Origin of the sequence: Jatrophihabitans telluris (assembly GCF_023516435.1) — a bacterium.
Classification (GTDB): Bacteria; Actinomycetota; Actinomycetes; order Mycobacteriales; family Jatrophihabitantaceae; genus Jatrophihabitans_A; species Jatrophihabitans_A telluris.
This window is the reverse complement of record NZ_CP097332.1, coordinates 1,531,021-1,547,600: the sequence shown is the minus strand read 5'-3', so window position 1 is coordinate 1,547,600 and position 16,580 is coordinate 1,531,021. Positions and strand designations below refer to the sequence as shown.

The 16,580-nt window shown below is 67.7% G+C and carries 14 protein-coding genes; 4 read left to right on the top strand and 10 right to left on the bottom strand.

The features are described 5' to 3' along the window. Positions 1–4: 4 nt before the first annotated feature. Both M6D93_RS07285 and M6D93_RS07280 read right to left on the bottom strand, forming a co-directional pair. On the bottom strand, positions 5–1,156 hold the full coding sequence (locus M6D93_RS07285) for a pyridoxal phosphate-dependent aminotransferase (RefSeq protein WP_249773694.1): 1,152 nt from the start codon (positions 1,154–1,156) through the stop codon (positions 5–7). Continuing rightward, the gene (locus M6D93_RS07280; RefSeq protein WP_249773693.1) at positions 1,153–1,302 is read right to left on the bottom strand and encodes a hypothetical protein; all 150 of its coding nucleotides are present in this window, start codon (positions 1,300–1,302) and stop codon (positions 1,153–1,155) included. The genes M6D93_RS07285 and M6D93_RS07280 overlap by 4 nt, the downstream gene beginning before the upstream one ends. 23 nt (positions 1,303–1,325) lie before the next feature. Here M6D93_RS07280 and hisN point away from each other — a divergent pair, with 23 nt between their 5' ends. Further along, positions 1,326–2,162, top strand: a complete 837-nt coding sequence (gene hisN / locus M6D93_RS07275; protein ID WP_249773692.1) for a histidinol-phosphatase — start codon at positions 1,326–1,328, stop codon at positions 2,160–2,162. Here the strand turns inward: hisN and M6D93_RS07270 are convergent. Together M6D93_RS07270 and M6D93_RS07265 are read right to left on the bottom strand one after the other, a co-directional pair. Next, positions 2,135–2,677 (bottom strand): YbaK/EbsC family protein, encoded by a 543-nt coding sequence (locus tag M6D93_RS07270; RefSeq protein ID WP_249773691.1) that lies wholly within the window; start codon positions 2,675–2,677, stop codon positions 2,135–2,137. The two genes, hisN and M6D93_RS07270, sit on opposite strands and share 28 nt — an antisense overlap. A 165-nt stretch (positions 2,678–2,842) precedes the next feature. After that, a complete protein-coding gene (locus tag M6D93_RS07265) occupies positions 2,843–3,634 on the bottom strand; it encodes a VOC family protein (protein ID WP_249773690.1) in 792 nt (263 codons plus the stop codon). 274 nt (positions 3,635–3,908) lie between these two features. Here M6D93_RS07265 and M6D93_RS07260 point away from each other — a divergent pair, with 274 nt between their 5' ends. The 3 genes from M6D93_RS07260 (at position 3,909) to M6D93_RS07250 (ending at position 7,785) form a co-directional block, all read left to right on the top strand. Continuing rightward, a complete protein-coding gene (locus tag M6D93_RS07260) occupies positions 3,909–4,436 on the top strand; it encodes a VOC family protein (RefSeq protein WP_249773689.1) in 528 nt (175 codons plus the stop codon). Then, a complete protein-coding gene (locus M6D93_RS07255) occupies positions 4,433–5,380 on the top strand; it encodes a TIGR03619 family F420-dependent LLM class oxidoreductase (RefSeq protein WP_249773688.1) in 948 nt (315 codons plus the stop codon). Before M6D93_RS07260 ends, M6D93_RS07255 begins: the two co-directional genes overlap by 4 nt. A 134-nt stretch (positions 5,381–5,514) precedes the next feature. Continuing rightward, positions 5,515–7,785 (top strand): MMPL family transporter, encoded by a 2,271-nt coding sequence (locus M6D93_RS07250; protein WP_249773687.1) that lies wholly within the window; start codon positions 5,515–5,517, stop codon positions 7,783–7,785. A gap of 24 nt (positions 7,786–7,809) precedes the next feature. Here M6D93_RS07250 and M6D93_RS07245 read toward each other — a convergent pair whose 3' ends face one another. The 6 genes from M6D93_RS07245 to M6D93_RS07220 form a co-directional block, all read right to left on the bottom strand. Continuing rightward, a complete protein-coding gene (locus M6D93_RS07245) occupies positions 7,810–10,047 on the bottom strand; it encodes a thiamine pyrophosphate-dependent enzyme (protein WP_249773686.1) in 2,238 nt (745 codons plus the stop codon). Positions 10,048–10,115: 68 nt separating this feature from the next. Further along, the gene (gene gndA / locus M6D93_RS07240) at positions 10,116–11,567 is read right to left on the bottom strand and encodes an NADP-dependent phosphogluconate dehydrogenase (protein WP_249773685.1); all 1,452 of its coding nucleotides are present in this window, start codon (positions 11,565–11,567) and stop codon (positions 10,116–10,118) included. 57 nt (positions 11,568–11,624) lie between these two features. Beyond that, entirely contained in the window at positions 11,625–12,386 is a 762-nt protein-coding gene (locus M6D93_RS07235; RefSeq protein WP_249773684.1) for an FAD-binding oxidoreductase, read from the bottom strand. Then, a complete protein-coding gene (locus tag M6D93_RS07230) occupies positions 12,379–12,990 on the bottom strand; it encodes a sulfite oxidase-like oxidoreductase (protein WP_249773683.1) in 612 nt (203 codons plus the stop codon). Before M6D93_RS07230 ends, M6D93_RS07235 begins: the two co-directional genes overlap by 8 nt. Before the next feature lie 160 nt (positions 12,991–13,150). After that, positions 13,151–15,493: an endopeptidase La gene (lon, locus tag M6D93_RS07225; RefSeq protein ID WP_249773682.1), complete on the bottom strand. Its 2,343-nt coding sequence runs from the start codon at positions 15,491–15,493 to the stop codon at positions 13,151–13,153. A 157-nt stretch (positions 15,494–15,650) separates the two neighbouring features. Then, positions 15,651–16,580, bottom strand: coding sequence for a PfkB family carbohydrate kinase (locus M6D93_RS07220; protein WP_249773681.1), 930 nt, complete (start codon positions 16,578–16,580; stop codon positions 15,651–15,653).

Genomic DNA, 16,580 nt, shown 5'->3' with positions numbered 1-16,580 from the left:
GCGCTCAGCGGGCCAGAAACGAGCCCAGTACGTCGATAGCCTCGTCGATCTCAGCAGTCTCGCCGGCGAAGGACAGCCGGGCGAAGTGGCCGCCGCTGGTGGTGTCGAAGTCGAGCCCGGGCGCGAGCGCGACCCCGGTCTCCCGCAACACCCGACGCACCCAGCTCAGTGAGTCGTCGGTGTAGGCGCTCACGTCGGCGTAGACGTAGAACGCACCGTCGGCCGGAGCGAAATCGGGAAGCCCGATCCGCGGCAGAGCGGCCAGCAGCTTGTCGCGGTTGACCGCGTACCGGGCGACGTTCTGATCGAGTTCGGGGTAGGCCTGGAAGGCCGCCACGGCGGCCAGCTGGGACAGCGCCGGCGGACAGATGGAGTAGTTGCCGACGATGCGATCGACGGCATCGAGCAGTTCCTCCGGCACCAGAAGCCAGCCCAACCGCCAGCCGGTCATCGAGAAATACTTCGAGAACGAGTTCACCACCACGCTGGAGCGGCCGTACTGCCAGGCGGTAGGTGCCGCGCCGACGTAGCTGATTCCGTGATAAAGCTCGTCGGAGATGAGGCGGACCTGGCGTCGCTCGCACCATTCGACGATGCGTCGCAGTTCCGCGTCCGGGATCATCGCGCCTGTCGGATTGGCCGGCGAGGCGAGGATGAGCCCGTCCGGACAGGGATCGAGGGCGTCGAGGATGTCCACGGTGGGCAGGTAATCCTGCTCGGGGCCGCAGTCGAACTCCTGCACGACACAGCCCAGGCTGGCCAGGATGTTCCGGTACGCGGGGTAGCCCGGACGGGCCATCGCCACGACGTCGCCGGCGTCGAAGCAGGCCAGGAACGCGGCCAGGAAGCCGCCCGAGGAGCCGGTGGTGACGACGACGTTGTCCGGGCTGACGGCAACGCCGTACCAACGCTCGGTATGGCTCGCGATCGCCGCCCGGAGAGCGGGAATGCCCAGAGCCGCGGTGTAGCCGATCTTGTCGGTTACCAGGGCCGCGGCAGCGGCGGCCTGAACCGCGCTCGGCGCGCCGGTCGACGGTTGTCCGGCGGCAAGGTTGTAAACCGGCAGCCCGGCGGACCGGCGAGCCTCGGCCGCCCCGAAGATCTCCATCACGTAGAACGGCGCCACCTGCGAGCGGCGCGAGGCCGGACGGGTCACAACAGCCCCCCGCAACGCCAGTACTGCCCGCCGTCACGGACGTAGCTGCGGCTCAGTTTCTGCAGGACGGGATCGGCGATCTCCTCGATGCCCTCCGTGGCGGCGAGAAAGCGCGCACCTCGCCGTCCGGTCTGCAGTTGGTTCACCCGGCGACGATAACCTCTGCGGCGTGAGTGCCGATACCGGATTGACCCCGACCGCGGACGACCTTGCCATCGCGCTGGAGCTGGCGGACCTGGCTGACGGGATCACTACGTCGCGCTACCGCGCCGCGGACCTGGTGGTGACGAGCAAGCCTGACCTCAGCCCGGTCAGCGACGCCGATCAAGCGGTCGAACGCGCTATCGGTGACCGGCTCGCGGAGGCCCGCCCCGATGACGCCTTCTTCGGAGAGGAGTTCGGGGCGCAGGGGCACAGCCGCAGGACCTGGGTGGTCGACCCGATCGACGGGACGAAGAACTACGTGCGGGGCGTGCCGGTGTGGGCAACCCTCATCGCACTGCTCATCGACGACGAACCCGTCCTCGGTGTCGTGTCCGCGCCGGCGCTGGGGCAACGGTGGTGGGCCCGTCGCGGGCAGGGCGCCTACGCCCACTCGGCGGGCCAGCAACCACGCCGTATCCGGGTGTCCGAGGTCGGAGATCTGGTCGACGCGAGCTTGTCCTACGCCTCCATCGACGGGTGGCAGGCCCATGACCGGGTGGAGGAGATGATCGCTCTGACCCGGCGGGTGTGGCGATCGCGCGCCTACGGTGACTTCTGGTCCTACATGCTGGTGGCCGAGGGCGCGGTCGATGTCGCGGCCGAACCCGAACTGTCCTTGTGGGACATGGCGGCGCTCGCCCCCATCGTTACCGAGGCGGGCGGGTCGTTCACCGGCCTCGACGGCGTTCCCGGAGTCCAGCAGGGCCACGCCGCTGCCTCCAACGGCCGGTTACACGCGGCCTTGCTCGACGCCGTCGGCATACCCGTTCGGCCTCAGCCGGCCAGTTCTTCGGCCAGCTGAGCGTTCGGCAGCTCCAGCAGCGCGGCGCCGTCGATCCGGATCTTGGACGCGCGGCGGCCGCTGCCCACCACGACCGGCCCGGCGTCCGCGACCTGGGACGCCACGAGGATCGGCCAATCGGCGGGCAACCCGATCGGCGTGATGCCGCCGTACTCCATCCCGGTGAGGCGGACCGCATCAGACATCGGGGCGAAGGAGGCCTTGCGCACGTCGAGCAGACGACGTGCTACTCCGTTGATGTCCGCGCGGGTCGTGGCGAGGATGACACACGCGGCATACCGGACCACGCCCTCGCGCTTTCCGGTGATCACGACGCAGTTGGCCGAGCAGGCAGGTTCGACGCCGTAGTTGCGGCAGAACTCGGCGGTATCCGCCAGCGCGGGATCGATGGGCGCGACCTCCACCAGCGACGACGACCAGGTGCCGAGCAGTTGCGAGACGGTCGGCCCCAACAAGTCGGGCGCGTCGTCGACCGGACGCCAAGACAACGACGAACGTGGTTGTACATCGGTCATCCCACGTACTCTGCCAGAACCCGATGAGGGCTGTCAGCGACGACCGCCGCCGACGGACTCCAGCGGGCACGACCACACACGACCACGAACGACCGCATGATCGGCCCGTGACAGGACCGGTTGGCGGCCACCCCGACGCGTCAGGATGGCCGCCACTGGCGCCGGCTATTCCGAAGCTTGAGCGGGCGGCGACATCACGTAGAAGGCGGCGCCCTCAGGGTCTGAGACCAGCGACATCCGACCGTAGGGGGTGTCCGATGGCGGCAGAAGCACCGAGCCCGAGCGCTTGACGATGTCGTCGACGGTGCTGTCGACATCGGGAACCTGGAAGTAGACCGCCCAGCCCACCGGCACCGGACTCTGGCCGTCGGTCTGTCCGATACCGCCGAGAGCGTCGCCCATCTCGGCGCTGCCGTCGCGGTTGAACGAGGCGTAGGTGAAGTCCGGGCCGCTCATGTCCGTGAAGCCGAAGCCGAACACCGCACTGTAAAAGGCCTTTGCCTTCTCAAAGTCCGGACTCATGTGTTCTTCCCAGACGAGCGCGCCGTCTTCGTTGGCCCGCTGAATTCCCGAGTGGGTGCCCGCCTGCCAGATACCGAACACGGCACCCAACGGGTCGACGGCGATCGCCATACGGCCCAGGTCCATGACGTCCATCGGTTCGGCGAGCAGCGTGCCACCGTTGGCCGTGATCGAAGCGGCGGCGGCGTCGGCATCGGTGACGGCGAAGTACATGGTCCACGTGGTGGGCTGTGCCGGGTCCATCTTGGGTGTCAGGCCGGCGACCAGCCGTCCCTCGATCGAGGCATTGGTGTAACCGCCGAACTCCTCACGCCCGGGCGGGATGTCCCAACCGAAGATTTCCTCGTAGAAAAGCTTGGCGGTCCCGATGTCGTTGGCGGCGACGTCCACCCAGCATGGGGTTCCCGCCGGCCACGCCGTGTCTCGAGTAACCATCTCAACCTCCACTGTTCGATCTCTGATCTCAGCGCTGGTTTGCGCTCTGCAGCGCAGGTTGCCACCTCCCTCTGACACGTGCCACGGCTTTGGCGGAATTCACTCGGAGTTCATTCCTCGGCACAGCCCGCGCGGACTTTTCGCCGAGCCCGTCCGTCGGATCACCCCGATGGACTGGACATCGTTGCCGGCAAGCTTCGGTGGAGTGTTCCCGTGCCCGGTCCGGTGAGTAGCCTGCACCGAAAGGGTGTTCGGACCGAGTGGAGGAAGCGCCGTGGCGACACACAAGCCGACGCAGGCGGAACAGCAGGAACTGTCACGAAAGCGTGACGAGCTGCGCGATCGCTATCTCCTGCCCGTGTCGCAGCGGCCGAGCAGCAGCGCTCGCGGTATCCACCACGCGGCGCTCATCTGCCGCGACGTCGCCGCGACGATCGAGTTCTACCAGGGATTGTTGGGCTTTCCGCTGGTCGAGCTCGTGGAGAACCGTGACTATCCGGGTTCGTCCCACTTCTTCTTCGATCTCGGCAACTCGACCCTGCTCGGCTTCTTCGACTTTCCAGGGCTCGGGCTGGCCCCTGGGGTGGAGGCGCTGGGCACCGTGCAGCACATCGCCATCTCCATCGCACCCGAGGAGCACGCCCGTCTGCGGGCCAAGCTGGACGAATCCGGCATCAGTTACGGCGGCCCCGACAAGGGAATCGAGGAATCGCTGTACTTCCGGGACCCCGACGGCATCCAGATCGAACTGCTTTCGGACCCTTTGATGTACTTCGACGGCCAGTGGCTGGATGGCCGATGACGGCGTCTGCCGCCACTTCCTGCCCGAAGCTCGGCTTCGGGCTTCCCGTCTCCGGTTCCTGGGCGCGCCGTGACAACCTCGCCGAGATCGCTCGACTTGCCGAGGAGGCCGGCTACGCATCGCTGTGGACCTTCCAGCGACTTCTCTATCCCGAGCGCGACCCGATGGGGCCGATGTATCGCTCGGTTGCCGATCCGCTGACGACCCTGGCCTTTGTCGCGGCCCTGACAAGCCGCGCGCGGCTGGGCGTCGCCATCGTCAACGCACCTTTCTACTCACCGGTCATGCTGGCCAAACAACTCGCCACCATCGATGAGCTGTCCGAGGGACGGCTGGACGCGGGCCTGGGCCTGGGGTGGGTGGCCGACGAGTTCGTGGCCAGCGGCGTCCCGATGCAACGGCGTGGCGCGCGCCTGGACGAGTTCCTCGAGTGCCTCAAAGCGGTCTGGACGACCGACGTGGTCGAATTCGAGGGGGAGTTCTACCGGATACCGCGCTCATACATCGATCCGAAGCCGGTGCAACGGCCGCATCCGCCGATCCTGCTGGGTGGAGATGCCGAAGCGGCGCTGCGTCGGGTCGGCCGGGTGGCCGACGGATGGATCACCCGCAGCAGGCACGATCTGCGCCGGATCCCGGAAGATCTCCGCATCATCCGGGACGCCGCATCCCAGGCCGGCCGCGATCCCGACGCGATCCGGGTGATCGTGCGCGGCGTCCTGCGCCTGAGCGAGACGCGCTCCGACGACAACGAGGGCCGACCCCAGCTCACCGGAACGGCGCGGCAGATCATGGACGATCTCGAACTGCTCGGCGCGCAGGGGGTCGACGAGGTCTTCATCGATCTCAACTTCGTGCCCGAGATCGGTGACCCGTCAGCGGAGGCGGACTCAGCCATGAACCGAGCCGTCCACGTACTCGAAACCTTCGCTCCAGCTCGCTGAAATCTGCTCGGAACGTCCCGGGTGTCTGCTGTCCTGTAGGCGGGCTGAGAACGAGGCGGGGGTTGTCGTACCCCTTGGCCAGTATTCGCACCGGAGTTGTACGTCCGGTGTTGCACAACAGGGAGCGACAAGAGATGCAGACAATCGCGAGGTTCGCCGTCCGCCGTCGATGGTGGGTGGTCGGGGCATGGGTGTTGTTCATCGTGGCCATGCAGGCGTTACTAGCCGGCCTCGGCGGCGCCACCTACAAGGACGACTTCAAACTTCCGCACACCGAGACCGAGACAGTTGCCAGGCTCCTGACCTCCGCGGGCTTGGACGCCCAGAACGGCGCCAGCGGCACGATGGTCCTGCACGCCTTGGGCGGCAGCGCCGTCACCGATCACCAGCAGCAGGTCCTGCCCGCTCTGACCGCCCTGTGCGGCAACGGTAAGGGGCTGGCGTCGGTCTCCTCCCCCTACGGTCTCATCACCTGCACCAACGGCAAGGGCGCCCTCAGCGCCGACCCGGCAGCGGCCGGCCGTGCCGCGAGCCTGGTCAGCCAGGACAAATCGATCGGCATCGTCGACCTCAACTGGGCCGCGTCGCAGCCCAGCATCAGCGACATGACCGACACGATCGTTCAACTGAAATCTCTCCGATCGAGCTCTCTGCAGGTCGAGTTCACCGGTGCGGCGTTCAACGGCCTCAAGATCGACGACAACAGCGGGCCCACGGTGAACCCAGAGATGATCGGCTTCCTCGCCGCCCTCGTAATCCTGGCGCTGGTCTTTCGCACGGTCGGCGCCACCGTCCTGCCGCTGGCCAGCGCGATCGCCGCGATGGGCAGCGGGCTGGCCCTGATCGGGCTGCTGTCGCACGCGATGTCGGTCGCCACTTTCGCCAACAGCCTCGCGCTGTTGATGATTCTGGGTGTCGGGGTCGACTACGCCCTGTTCATCGTCACGCGACATCGACGAAACCTGCTGCGCGGTATGCCCGTCGAAGAATCGATCGTCAACGCCATCAACACCTCCGGTCGAGCGGTGCTGTTCGCCGGTACGACGGTCTGCATCGCCCTGCTCGGGCTCTGGGCCCTGCAGGTGTCGTTCCTATACGGGGTCTCGCTGGGCACTGCCATCGGCGTCGCCCTGACCATGCTGGCCTCGCTGACCTTACTTCCGGCCCTGCTGGCCGCCCTCGGTTTGAAGGTGCTGCCACGTAAACAACGCCGTGCGGTGCGCGCCGGCGAGTTCGACATGTCAGAGCACCACGGTTTCTGGTATCGATGGGCGCGCTACATCCAGCGATTCCGCATCCCTGCCGGCATCGTCGCCGCCGGGGTCCTGGTCCTGCTCGCAATCCCGTTCTTCTCGATGCAGTTGGGAAGCTCCGATCAGGGTTCTGATCCGAAGGCCACCACGACCCGCAAGGGATACGACCTCATCGCCCAGGGCTTCGGCAAGGGCTACAACTCGAACCTCACCCTGGTCATCAACGGCCCGGGAGCGACCGATCAGGCTTTCCTCTCCCAGGTCGGTTCGACCTTGAAAACCGTGCCGAACGTCGCACCGGCCTCGGTGCAACCCGTTCCGACCGGTAAGAACATCGCCCTGATCGCCTTCAAGACGACAACCTCGCCCCAGGACGTCAAGACCACCCAGGTGGTCAAGACCCTGCGTTCCACCGTGCTGCCTCCGCTGTACCGGGGCACGGCCAACCACGTCTACGTCTACGGCCAGACCGCCATCTTCGTGGACTTCACGAAGGTGCTGTCGGCGAAGATGCCACTGTTCTTCATCGCGGTCATCGGCCTGTCGTTCCTGCTGCTACTGGTGGCTTTCCGCAGCCTGGTGGTCCCGCTGACCGCCGCGGTGATGAACCTGCTCGCGGCCGGAGCGTCCTTCGGGATCGTGGTGGCCGTCTTCCAATGGGGCTGGCTGGCCGAACCACTCGGGATCGGAGGCGGTGGGCCGATCTTCCCGTTCATCCCGGTGATGTTCTTCGCGATCCTGTTCGGATTGTCCATGGACTATCAGGTCTTCCTCGTCAGTCGCATGCATGAGGAATGGCTGCACTCGCAGGACAACAAGCGGGCCATCACCGTCGGACAGGGTGAGACCGGCGGCATCATCACCGCTGCCGCGATCATCATGATCGCCGTGTTCGGCGGCTTCATCATCGACGACAACCGCATCGTGAAGCTGCTCGGAATCGGCCTGGCCTCAGCCGTCTTCCTGGACGCGTTCGTCGTTCGCACCGTGCTCGTGCCCTCCATCATGCACGTGATCGGCAAGGCGAACTGGTTCTATCCGTCCTGGCTGGACAAGGTCACTCCGCGGGTATCCATCGAAGCAGCCGACGATGCCACGGTTGCCAGTGACGAGCCCGGCTCCGAGCCCAACCGGGAATACGCACCCGTCTGATATCCGGCGCTGGGCGCGGCGCGGTCACACCAGTGACTTCGCCGCGTCCAGGATGGTGGCTTCGTCCAGCAGCACGTGGTAGGCCGCTTCGCCCAGCGGTATGAAGGAATCCTCGCTCGTCACCCGGCGGATGCGGCCTTCGAATCCGGCATCGACCAAGGCCGTCACGACCCCCTCGGACACCCCTCCGGAGCGCCGGCCCTCATCGACGACGAGCACCCGCCCGGTCGCGGCGGCCTCGGCCACGATGTCACCAATCGGCAACGGCGCCAACCAGCGCAGATCCAGCACCCGTGCGGAGACGCCTTGCCGAGCAAGCTCGTTCGCCACCCGCAGACTCATCGGCACCCCGTTGCCGTAGGTGATGATCGTGAGCGAGTCCGCTGCTGTCCTGCCCCAGATCCGGGCGCGGCCGATCGGAATGTGGGACGCACTCCAGTTCGTCGGAGCGGCGTAGTCGGCGAGCCAGAGCCCGTCGCCGTCGGAGTACAGATCCCGTCGGTGATACAAGGCAATCGGCTCGAGATACACCGACACGGCGCCGTCGGTGGCGGCTGCGGCCAGCAGTGTCCGGAGCAGGGCCGGCGCATCCGAGGGATGCGACGGGCACGCCACGAGCACCCCGGGTAGATCCCTCAGTACCGCGACCGAGTTGTCGTTGTGGAAATGGCCACCGAACCCCTTCTGGTAAGCGAGGCCGGGAATGCGTACCACCATCGGGTTGCGATACTGCCGATCGGAGAAGAAGCGCAGGGTGGCGGCCTCCCCGCGCAGCTGGTCCTCGGCGTTGTGCAGGTAGGCCAGGTACTGGATCTCCGGAATCGGCAGCATGCCCGCTAGGCCCGCGCCGAGACCGGTCCCGAGGATCGCTTGCTCGTCGAGCAACGTGTCCCACACGCGCGCGGCACCGAAGGCCTTTCGCAGTCCCCTGGTCAGCCCATAGACGCCGCCCTTGACCGCCACGTCCTCACCGAACACGACCGCGGCCGGCCGCCGGAACAGCTCGTCGTGCAGCGCCCGGTTGATCGACTGGGCCAAGGTCAGCGGGCCTTCGTCCTCAGGTCGGCGTCCGGCGAATACCTCAGAACGCAGCTGGCCACCGTGGTCCTCCCCCACCCGCGGAAGGACCTCGGCGCGGACCGATTCCTCGTCCGGCAAGGCCAACGGCGCCATCACCTCCGAGGCGCTCGCCAGTTGTGGCCGGCCCAGCAACTGTTCGGCAAGCTCCAGCGCCCGTGCTCGTACCGCCTCGTACTCGGCCAGCAACTCCATGCCATCGGCTGCCCCCGCGGCGGCGAGCAAGCGTGCCGTGGCCACCAGCGGGTCCCGTTCGTAGTCCGCGGCGATCTCGCCGGGCTTGCGGTAGGCCACCTCGGCATCGGATCCCGCATGCCCCAGAAAACGGACCATCTTCAGGTGCAGGAAAGCCGGTTTGCGCGAGGCCCGGACGAACTCGGCCGCCTGACGCGTCGCATCGAAGACGTCGGCCAGATCCGTGCCGTCTGCGGCGAGGTAGCGCAAACCCGGCCGCGCCGAGAATCGCTGGGCGATCCAGCCGGCCGGGGTACGGGTGGAGATGCCGAAACCGTTGTCCTCACAGACCATCAACAGCGGCATGCCGATGCCCTGGTACACCGTGTTCGAGGAGGTGTTGAACGCACCGACCAGGGTGGAGTGGTTGACCGAAGCGTCGCCGAAACTGCTCACGACGAGGGCGTCGGCCGGCCACTCGGACGGCACCCCAAGCCGACGAACCCGATCGAGCGAGAACGCCAGTCCGACCGCGCGCGGCAGGTGGGATGCGATTGTCGACGTCTGGGGAATGATCGACAACTCGCGCCGGCCGAAGACCTTGTGCCGACCGCCGGAAATGGGCTCGTCGGTAGCCGCGGCCACGCCCCGCAAGATGTCAGCCAGCGGGTCGATCCCGCCGTGAAGGTGCGCCCGCGCACAGTAGAAACCGCCGGAACGGTAGTGCAGCAGGGCCGGATCGTCGATCCGCAGCGCCTGTGCGACGGCGGCATTGCCCTCGTGTCCCGACGAGCCGATCGTGTAGTAACCCCGCCCCCTGCTTTGCAGGTACTTGGCGGCGAGGTCGGCGTGCCGGGACTCGCACTGCGACCGGAACAGCGACAGCGCTTGTGAAACGGTCAGATCCGACCCGGCGCGAACGGGCGCCTCAGGAGCCCGCGCGGGCCCGCGGGACAGCCCGGCCACGGCGTTTCGGAAGTGCTCGTCCAGCGGGTGACGGTCATCAGACACCCCGCCAATTTAGCCCGCCCCCTGACCGGGCGGACGCGCGCGACGCGCGCGAAGCGCGGCGCGCTAACTCAGGCTTCGTGCTCGCTTGCATCGCCGGCCCACAACGTGTGGAACGAGCCGGGCTTGTCGACCCGCTGGTAGGTGTGGGCACCGAAGTTGTCTCGCAACCCCTGGATGAGCGCGGCCGGCAGGCGCTTGCGCCGAAGGCCGTCGAAGTAGGCCAGCGAGGACGAGAACGCCGGGGTGGGGATACCCGCTTGCGCCGCCGCGGCGACGATGCGCCGCCAGCTGTCGACCCCGTCGCTGACCGCCTCGGCGAAGTAGGGAGCGACCAGCAGGCTCTCCAGCTCCGGCTTGTCGGCGTAAGCCTCGACGATCCGGTTGAGGAACCGGGCGCGGATGATGCAGCCGCCGCGCCAGATGGTGGCCATCGCCCCACGGTCGACGTCCCACCCGAATTCGTCGCTACCGGCCTTGATGTGATCGAAACCCTGCGCGTAGGCGACAACCTTCGAGGCGTACAGCGCCTTGCGGACGTCGTCGATGAACTGCTGCCGGTCTTTGACGAAACCCTCGTCGGCCGGCTGATCGAAGGTGGCGGCCGCGGCCTTGCGCTGCTCGGCGTGCCCGGACAGCGACCGGGCGAACGTCGCCTCCGCGATGCCCGTGATCGGAACCCCGAGGTCCAGTGCGCTCTGCACCGTCCACCGGCCCGTGCCCTTCTGTTCGGCCTGGTCCAGCACCACGTCGAGGAACGGCTCACCCGTCTCGGCGTCGATGTGGGCCAACACGTCGGCGGTGATCTCGATCAGGAAGGACTCCAGGTCACCGGAGTTCCATTCCTTGAAGATCTCGGCGATCTCGGCCGGGGACACCCCAAGGCCGCTGCGCAACAAGTCATAGGCCTCGGCGATGAGCTGCATGTCCGCGTACTCGATGCCGTTGTGCACCATCTTGACGAAATGCCCGGCGCCATCGGGTCCGACGTGCACGCAGCACGGCGTGCCGTCGACCTGAGCGGCGATCGACTCGAAGATGGGACCCAGCTTCTGGTAGGACTCGGCCGAGCCGCCGGGCATGATCGAGGGACCGTTGAGGGCACCTTCCTCGCCGCCGGAGACCCCACTGCCCACAAAGTGCAGGCCCTTGTCCTTCAGCTCCTTCTCGCGGCGACGGGTATCGGCGTAGTGGGCATTGCCGCAGTCGATGACGATGTCGCCCTCTTCAAGTAGCGGGACAAGCTCGTCGATCACGTCATCGGTCGGTTGGCCGGCCTTGACCATGATGATGATCGCTCGCGGGCGCTCCAAGGAGGCCACGAAGTCCTGCAGTCCCTCGCTCGGGACGAAAGTCCCCTCATCGCCGTGATCGGCGACGAGGCTTTCGGTACGGCTGTGGGTGCGGTTGTGAAGGGCAACCCGAAAACCGTGACGGGCCAGGTTGCGGGCGAGGTTGCGGCCCATCACGGCCAGGCCGGTCACGCCGATCTGCGCGGTACCGACGACTGATTCCTGCGACATCGACCTGCTCCTTGCTCTCATACGGGCGGGTGGGAAAGCCTTGGCTGCGATAGCGACTCAGGACGTCGGGCCGAACCGTTCGACTCGAACCTGGGACTGCGGATAGCCCAGGCGCACCAGCACCTGGCTGATCGCCTCGGCGAAGACGGCTGAGCCGCAGACGTAGACAGTCTCGACTCCCTTGATCAGGGGCGACAAGTCCTCAGCGCCCAGCCGATGATCGAGCGTACCGGGCACCGCTGAGCGTTCCCGAGTCAGTGCGACGGTGGCGTGGCCGGCGATGAACTCGTCCAGATAAGGCAGTTCTGCGCGGCTGCGACCGGACACCGCAATCCGGAACCGGTCCTGCAACCCGGCACCGCGGGCGTGCCTGGCCATCGCCGCGATCGGCACGACGCCGCTGCCCCCGCCGATCCCCAACGCCGTGGTCGATCCGTCCCAGACGAACCAGCCACCGATCGGACCGCGTACCTCGAGGTCGTCGCCAGGCCGCACGACGTCGTAGAGGTAGCCCGAGACCTCCCCGTCGACCAGCCGTTCAACGCACAGCTCGACCGTTTCAGCTTGCGGCGCCGAGGCGATCGAGTAGGAGCGCGATGCGGTGTAGCCGTCGTCGGCGGTGAGGCGAACCACGTAGTGCTGCCCGGGCAGGTGCTCCGCCCGATCGGGGACATCGAGCATCAGGGAGATGAGCCGGGTCGAGAGCTTACGGACGCCGACCACGGTGGCCCGCTGCCACGCGGTCGGACGAACTCCCGCTGAGAGCAGGTCATCGACGCGAGGATCGACCGTGCGGAAACTCGGCGCCGGGTCAGTCACCTTGATACCGCTGTTCCGTCCAGGGGTCTCCGCGGTCGTGGTAGCCGTTGCGTTCCCAGAATCCGGGCTCGTCGTGGTCGAGCACGGTGAACCTGGTTACCCACTTGGCACTCTTCCAGAAGTACAGGTGGGGAACCAGCAACCGGATCGGGCCGCCGTGTTCGGCCGACAGCGGCTTGCCTTCGTGCTCCCACGCCAGCCAGGCCTTGCCGCCCATCACATCGGCCAACGGCAGATTGGTGGTGTAGCCGGTGGTCGACGTGGCCAGGATGAAGGCCGCCGACGGTCCCGGTTCCACCTGCTCCCACAGGGCATCCAGGCTCAGACCGGTGAAGTTGGTACCCAGCTTCGACCAGGTCGTCACGCAGTGGATGTCGCCTTCGTACTTCGAGCTGGGCAGTGCCTGCAGCTCCGGCCAGCTCCAGGTCTTGGCCGCGCTGACCAGGCCGTCGATGGTGAAACTCCACCGGTCCAGCGTGAAGCGGGGGGTCACCTCGGCGGTCAGCACCGGCCAGTCGCCGCCGACGTCGTACTGGCCCGGGGGCAGTCGTTCGTCCCGTGGCCGCCGGGCCCGACCTCCGAAGCCTCGAGACGTGAACGTCATGGCTGACCCCTTCTGGGCTCCGCGATACCGACACCGCGAACCCTACCCAGTGCACAGGGCCCGTCTCCAGTACCGAGACGGGCCCTGCTTCGGTCTTCATCGCCTTCAGGGGCCGGCTGGTGGCCGGTGTCGCCTCCGGCCGCTGGCCGCTGGCCGCTGGTCAGGCTGCAGCGTGCTGTGAGCCCCGCGCGCTGGCAGTCCCGGACTCGGCCAGCGCGTACGCGAGGATCTCAGCGACGTCCTTGACCGGACGAACGTCGATCGCCGCCAATACATCGGCAGGCACGTCGTCGAGATCCGGCTCGTTGCGAGCCGGGATGAACACCGTGGTCAAGCCGGCCCGCTGCGCGGCCAGCAACTTCTGCTTGACCCCGCCGATGGGTAGCACGCGCCCGTTCAGTGTCACCTCTCCGGTCATACCGACCTCAGAACGCACCGGCCGTCCGGTCGCCATCGACGTCAGCGCGGTCACCATCGTCACGCCGGCGGACGGTCCGTCCTTCGGGACAGCCCCGGCCGGCACGTGCACGTGAATCGAGCGGTCCAGCGCTTCGGCGTCCACGCCCAACTCACCGGCATGTGACCGGACGTAGGACAACGCGATCTGGGCCGATTCCTTCATGACCTCGCCGAGCTGGCCGGTCAGGGTCAGGCCGGCCGCGCCCTGGGTCGCGCTCGCTTCGATGAACAGCACGTCGCCGCCGAGACCGGTCACAGCCAGACCCGTGGCCACCCCGGGAACCTCGGTGCGCTCGGGTGATTCCGGCGTGAACCGGGCTCGTCCGAGGTAGGTCCGGACGTCGCCGGCGTCGATGGTGCGGCGCTCGGCCTGCTCGTCGGTCGCCATTCGGGTGGCTACCTTGCGCAGGGCTTTCGCCAGCAACCGCTCCAGCTGCCGGACGCCGGCCTCGCGGGTGTAGTTGGCGACGATCTCCCGGAGCGCGGCATCGGTCAACTCGAGCTCGCCGGCATCCAGAGCGGCCCGCTCCAACTGCCGGGGCAGCAGGTATTCACGGGCGATCGCCACCTTGTCGTCCTCGGTGTAGCCGTCGATCGAGATCAGTTCCATCCGATCCAGCAGGGCCGCGGGAATCGACTCGATCACGTTCGCGGTGGCCAGGAACAGGACGTCTGACAGGTCCAGGTCCAGGTCCAGGTAGTGATCGCGGAAGGTGTGGTTCTGCGCCGGGTCCAGCACTTCGAGCAACGCCGCGGCAGGATCACCGCGATAGTCGGCGCCGACCTTGTCGATCTCGTCCAGCAGCACGACCGGGTTCATGGAACCTGCCTCACCGATGGCTCGCACGATCCGACCGGGTAGCGCGCCGACGTAGGTGCGACGGTGACCACGAATCTCCGCCTCGTCCCGGACACCGCCGAGAGCGACCCGGACGAACGTGCGCCCCAGCGCCCGGGCCACGGATTCCCCGAGGCTGGTCTTGCCCACGCCGGGCGGCCCGACGAGCGCCATCACCGCACCGGACCCGCGACCGCCGACGACCTCGAGGCCGCGTTCGGCCCGGCGGCTGCGCACCGCCAGGTACTCCACGATCCGGTCCTTGACGTCGGTCAGGCCGTGGTGGTCTGCGTCGAGCACCGCGCGCGCCGACGTCACGTCGGTCGCGTCGGTGGTTCGCACCGCCCAGGGCAGTTCGAGGACGGTGTCCAGCCAGGTCCTGATCCAGCCCGCTTCGGGACCCTGGTCGCTGGCTCGCTCCAGCCGTCCGACCTCGCGCAGGGCCGCCTCGCGAACGTTGGCGGGTAGTTCCGCCGCTTCAACCCGGCCGCGGTAGTCCTGGGCGCCGTCGGGCTCGTCCTCGCCCAGCTCCTTGCGGATGGCCGCCAGTTGCTGGCGCAGGAGGAATTCGCGTTGGTTCTTCTCCATGCCCTCGCGGACGTCGTCGCTGATCTTCTCCGACACCTCGAGTTCGGCCAGGTGGTCCTTCGTCCAGCTGATGAGGGCCGTGAGCCGAGCCTCGATCTCCGGGGTCTCGAGCAACTGGCGTTTCTGCTCAGCGGTCAGGTAGCTGGCGTAGCCGGCCATGTCGGCCAGGGTCCCCGGGTCGGTCACCCGCTGCACGGTGTCGATGACCTGCCAGGCGTCGCGCTTCTGCAGGCTGGCGATGACGAGCGACTTGTACTCGGCCGCCAGCTCCTTCTCGTGCTCGGTCGCGGCGTGAGCCTCGACCGGCTCCGCCTCGACCCACAGGGCCGCGCCGGGACCCGTCACGCCGACTCCGATCCTGGCTCGCTGGCCCGCTCGCAGCACCGCAGCGGGGGCGCCACCGGCCAACCGGCCGACCTGCTGAATCGTGGCGATCACGCCGTAGGCGGCGTAGCGGTCTTCCAGCCGCGGCGCCAGCAGCAGAGTGTCCTCGCTGCTCGTACGCGCGGCGTCCACCGCCGCCTGAGCGGCCTCGTCGAGCTCGATCGGGACCACCATTCCCGGCAGTACCACCAGGTCCGTCACTGACAGGACGGGCAAACGCTGTATGTCGGCCATCGGCCATCTCCTCACACTTGAGTCTTGTTCACTCAAGTACAGGCGAGGGGCGGATGTTCCCAGCAACGCGCCGTTATCGTTCGCTGTGAGCGAATGGGCGGTGCGTAGCAGGCACGGCCCAGTCTCCGCGGCCCGGGCAGCTGCCCCACTCCAAGCTTCACTCCAGGCCGGAGAACGGTAACCCGGGGCCCGGATGACGGATCGATTCGGCGGCCACGGCGTTCGCGGCCGCGACGGCCTGCTTCGCGCCCCTGCCCGCAGCAAGTTCGGCCAGGAACACACCGGCGTGTACGTCGCCGGCACCAGTCGTGTCCTTCACTCCGTCCGGCGGGACCCAATCCCCGGCGACCAACTCAGCAGGCGTGCCCGGCAGTCGAAGCCAGCACCCCCGCTCCCCATCGCGCACCAGGATGCCGACTCGGCCCGTCCCCGCGGACAGGCGCTCGGCCGCCACGGCGAGATCAGCGCACCCGGTCGCCAGCCGCGCTTCGCGCGCATTGCAGCTGTACCAGTCGACGCGTGGCAGGACCCGGTCGAGGACGCCGGCACCAGCGTCGCCGACCCACGGACCAGGGTCCAGCAACACAACCGTCTCGTCCGGGATCGTCGCCAGCCAGCCCGCGAGTGCCAACCCGTTGACCGGGTGAGCGAGTCCGTAGCCGGTCAACGCGACCAGGTCGGTGGGACCGACCGCCAGACCCTGCAGATGCTCGGCTTCCAGAAGAGCCTCCGCCCCGGTCGTGGTCACGAATGCTCGTTGCCCGTCCGGTTCGACCAGGCAGATGACCACGCCGTTGTCCTGTCCGGCAACCGGCTCGCCCCAGAGCACGATCCCCTCGCGACGCAGACGGCTCCGGATCAGCTCGGCCAGTGGTCCGGTCCCGGTCCGGCCGGCGTAGCAGACGCCCATCCCCCGGCGTGCCGCCGCGACCATCGTGCTCACGCCGCCGCCGGGTACCCAGCTCGCTGCCCGAGCGCGTACGTCCTCCCCCGGATCAGGCAGCCGAGGTACCGCGAGCACCAGATCGACGACCGCGTTGCCCAGGTACACCAACCGGCCGTTCGGCGCGATGCGTGATGGAGGCAC

Bases quoted from the DNA above. Each gene is read 5' to 3' on its own strand.
- M6D93_RS07265 (WP_249773690.1), bottom strand. From the start codon at position 3,634: ATGGTTACTCGAGACACGGCGTGGCCGGCGGGAACCCCATGCTGGGTG.
- M6D93_RS07255 (WP_249773688.1), top strand. From the start codon at position 4,433: ATGACGGCGTCTGCCGCCACTTCCTGCCCGAAGCTCGGCTTCGGGCTT.
- M6D93_RS07250 (WP_249773687.1), top strand. From the start codon at position 5,515: ATGCAGACAATCGCGAGGTTCGCCGTCCGCCGTCGATGGTGGGTGGTC.
- gndA (WP_249773685.1), bottom strand. From the start codon at position 11,567: ATGTCGCAGGAATCAGTCGTCGGTACCGCGCAGATCGGCGTGACCGGC.
- M6D93_RS07270 (WP_249773691.1), bottom strand. From the start codon at position 2,677: ATGACCGATGTACAACCACGTTCGTCGTTGTCTTGGCGTCCGGTCGAC.
- M6D93_RS07230 (WP_249773683.1), bottom strand. From the start codon at position 12,990: ATGACGTTCACGTCTCGAGGCTTCGGAGGTCGGGCCCGGCGGCCACGG.
- lon (WP_249773682.1), bottom strand. From the start codon at position 15,493: ATGGCCGACATACAGCGTTTGCCCGTCCTGTCAGTGACGGACCTGGTG.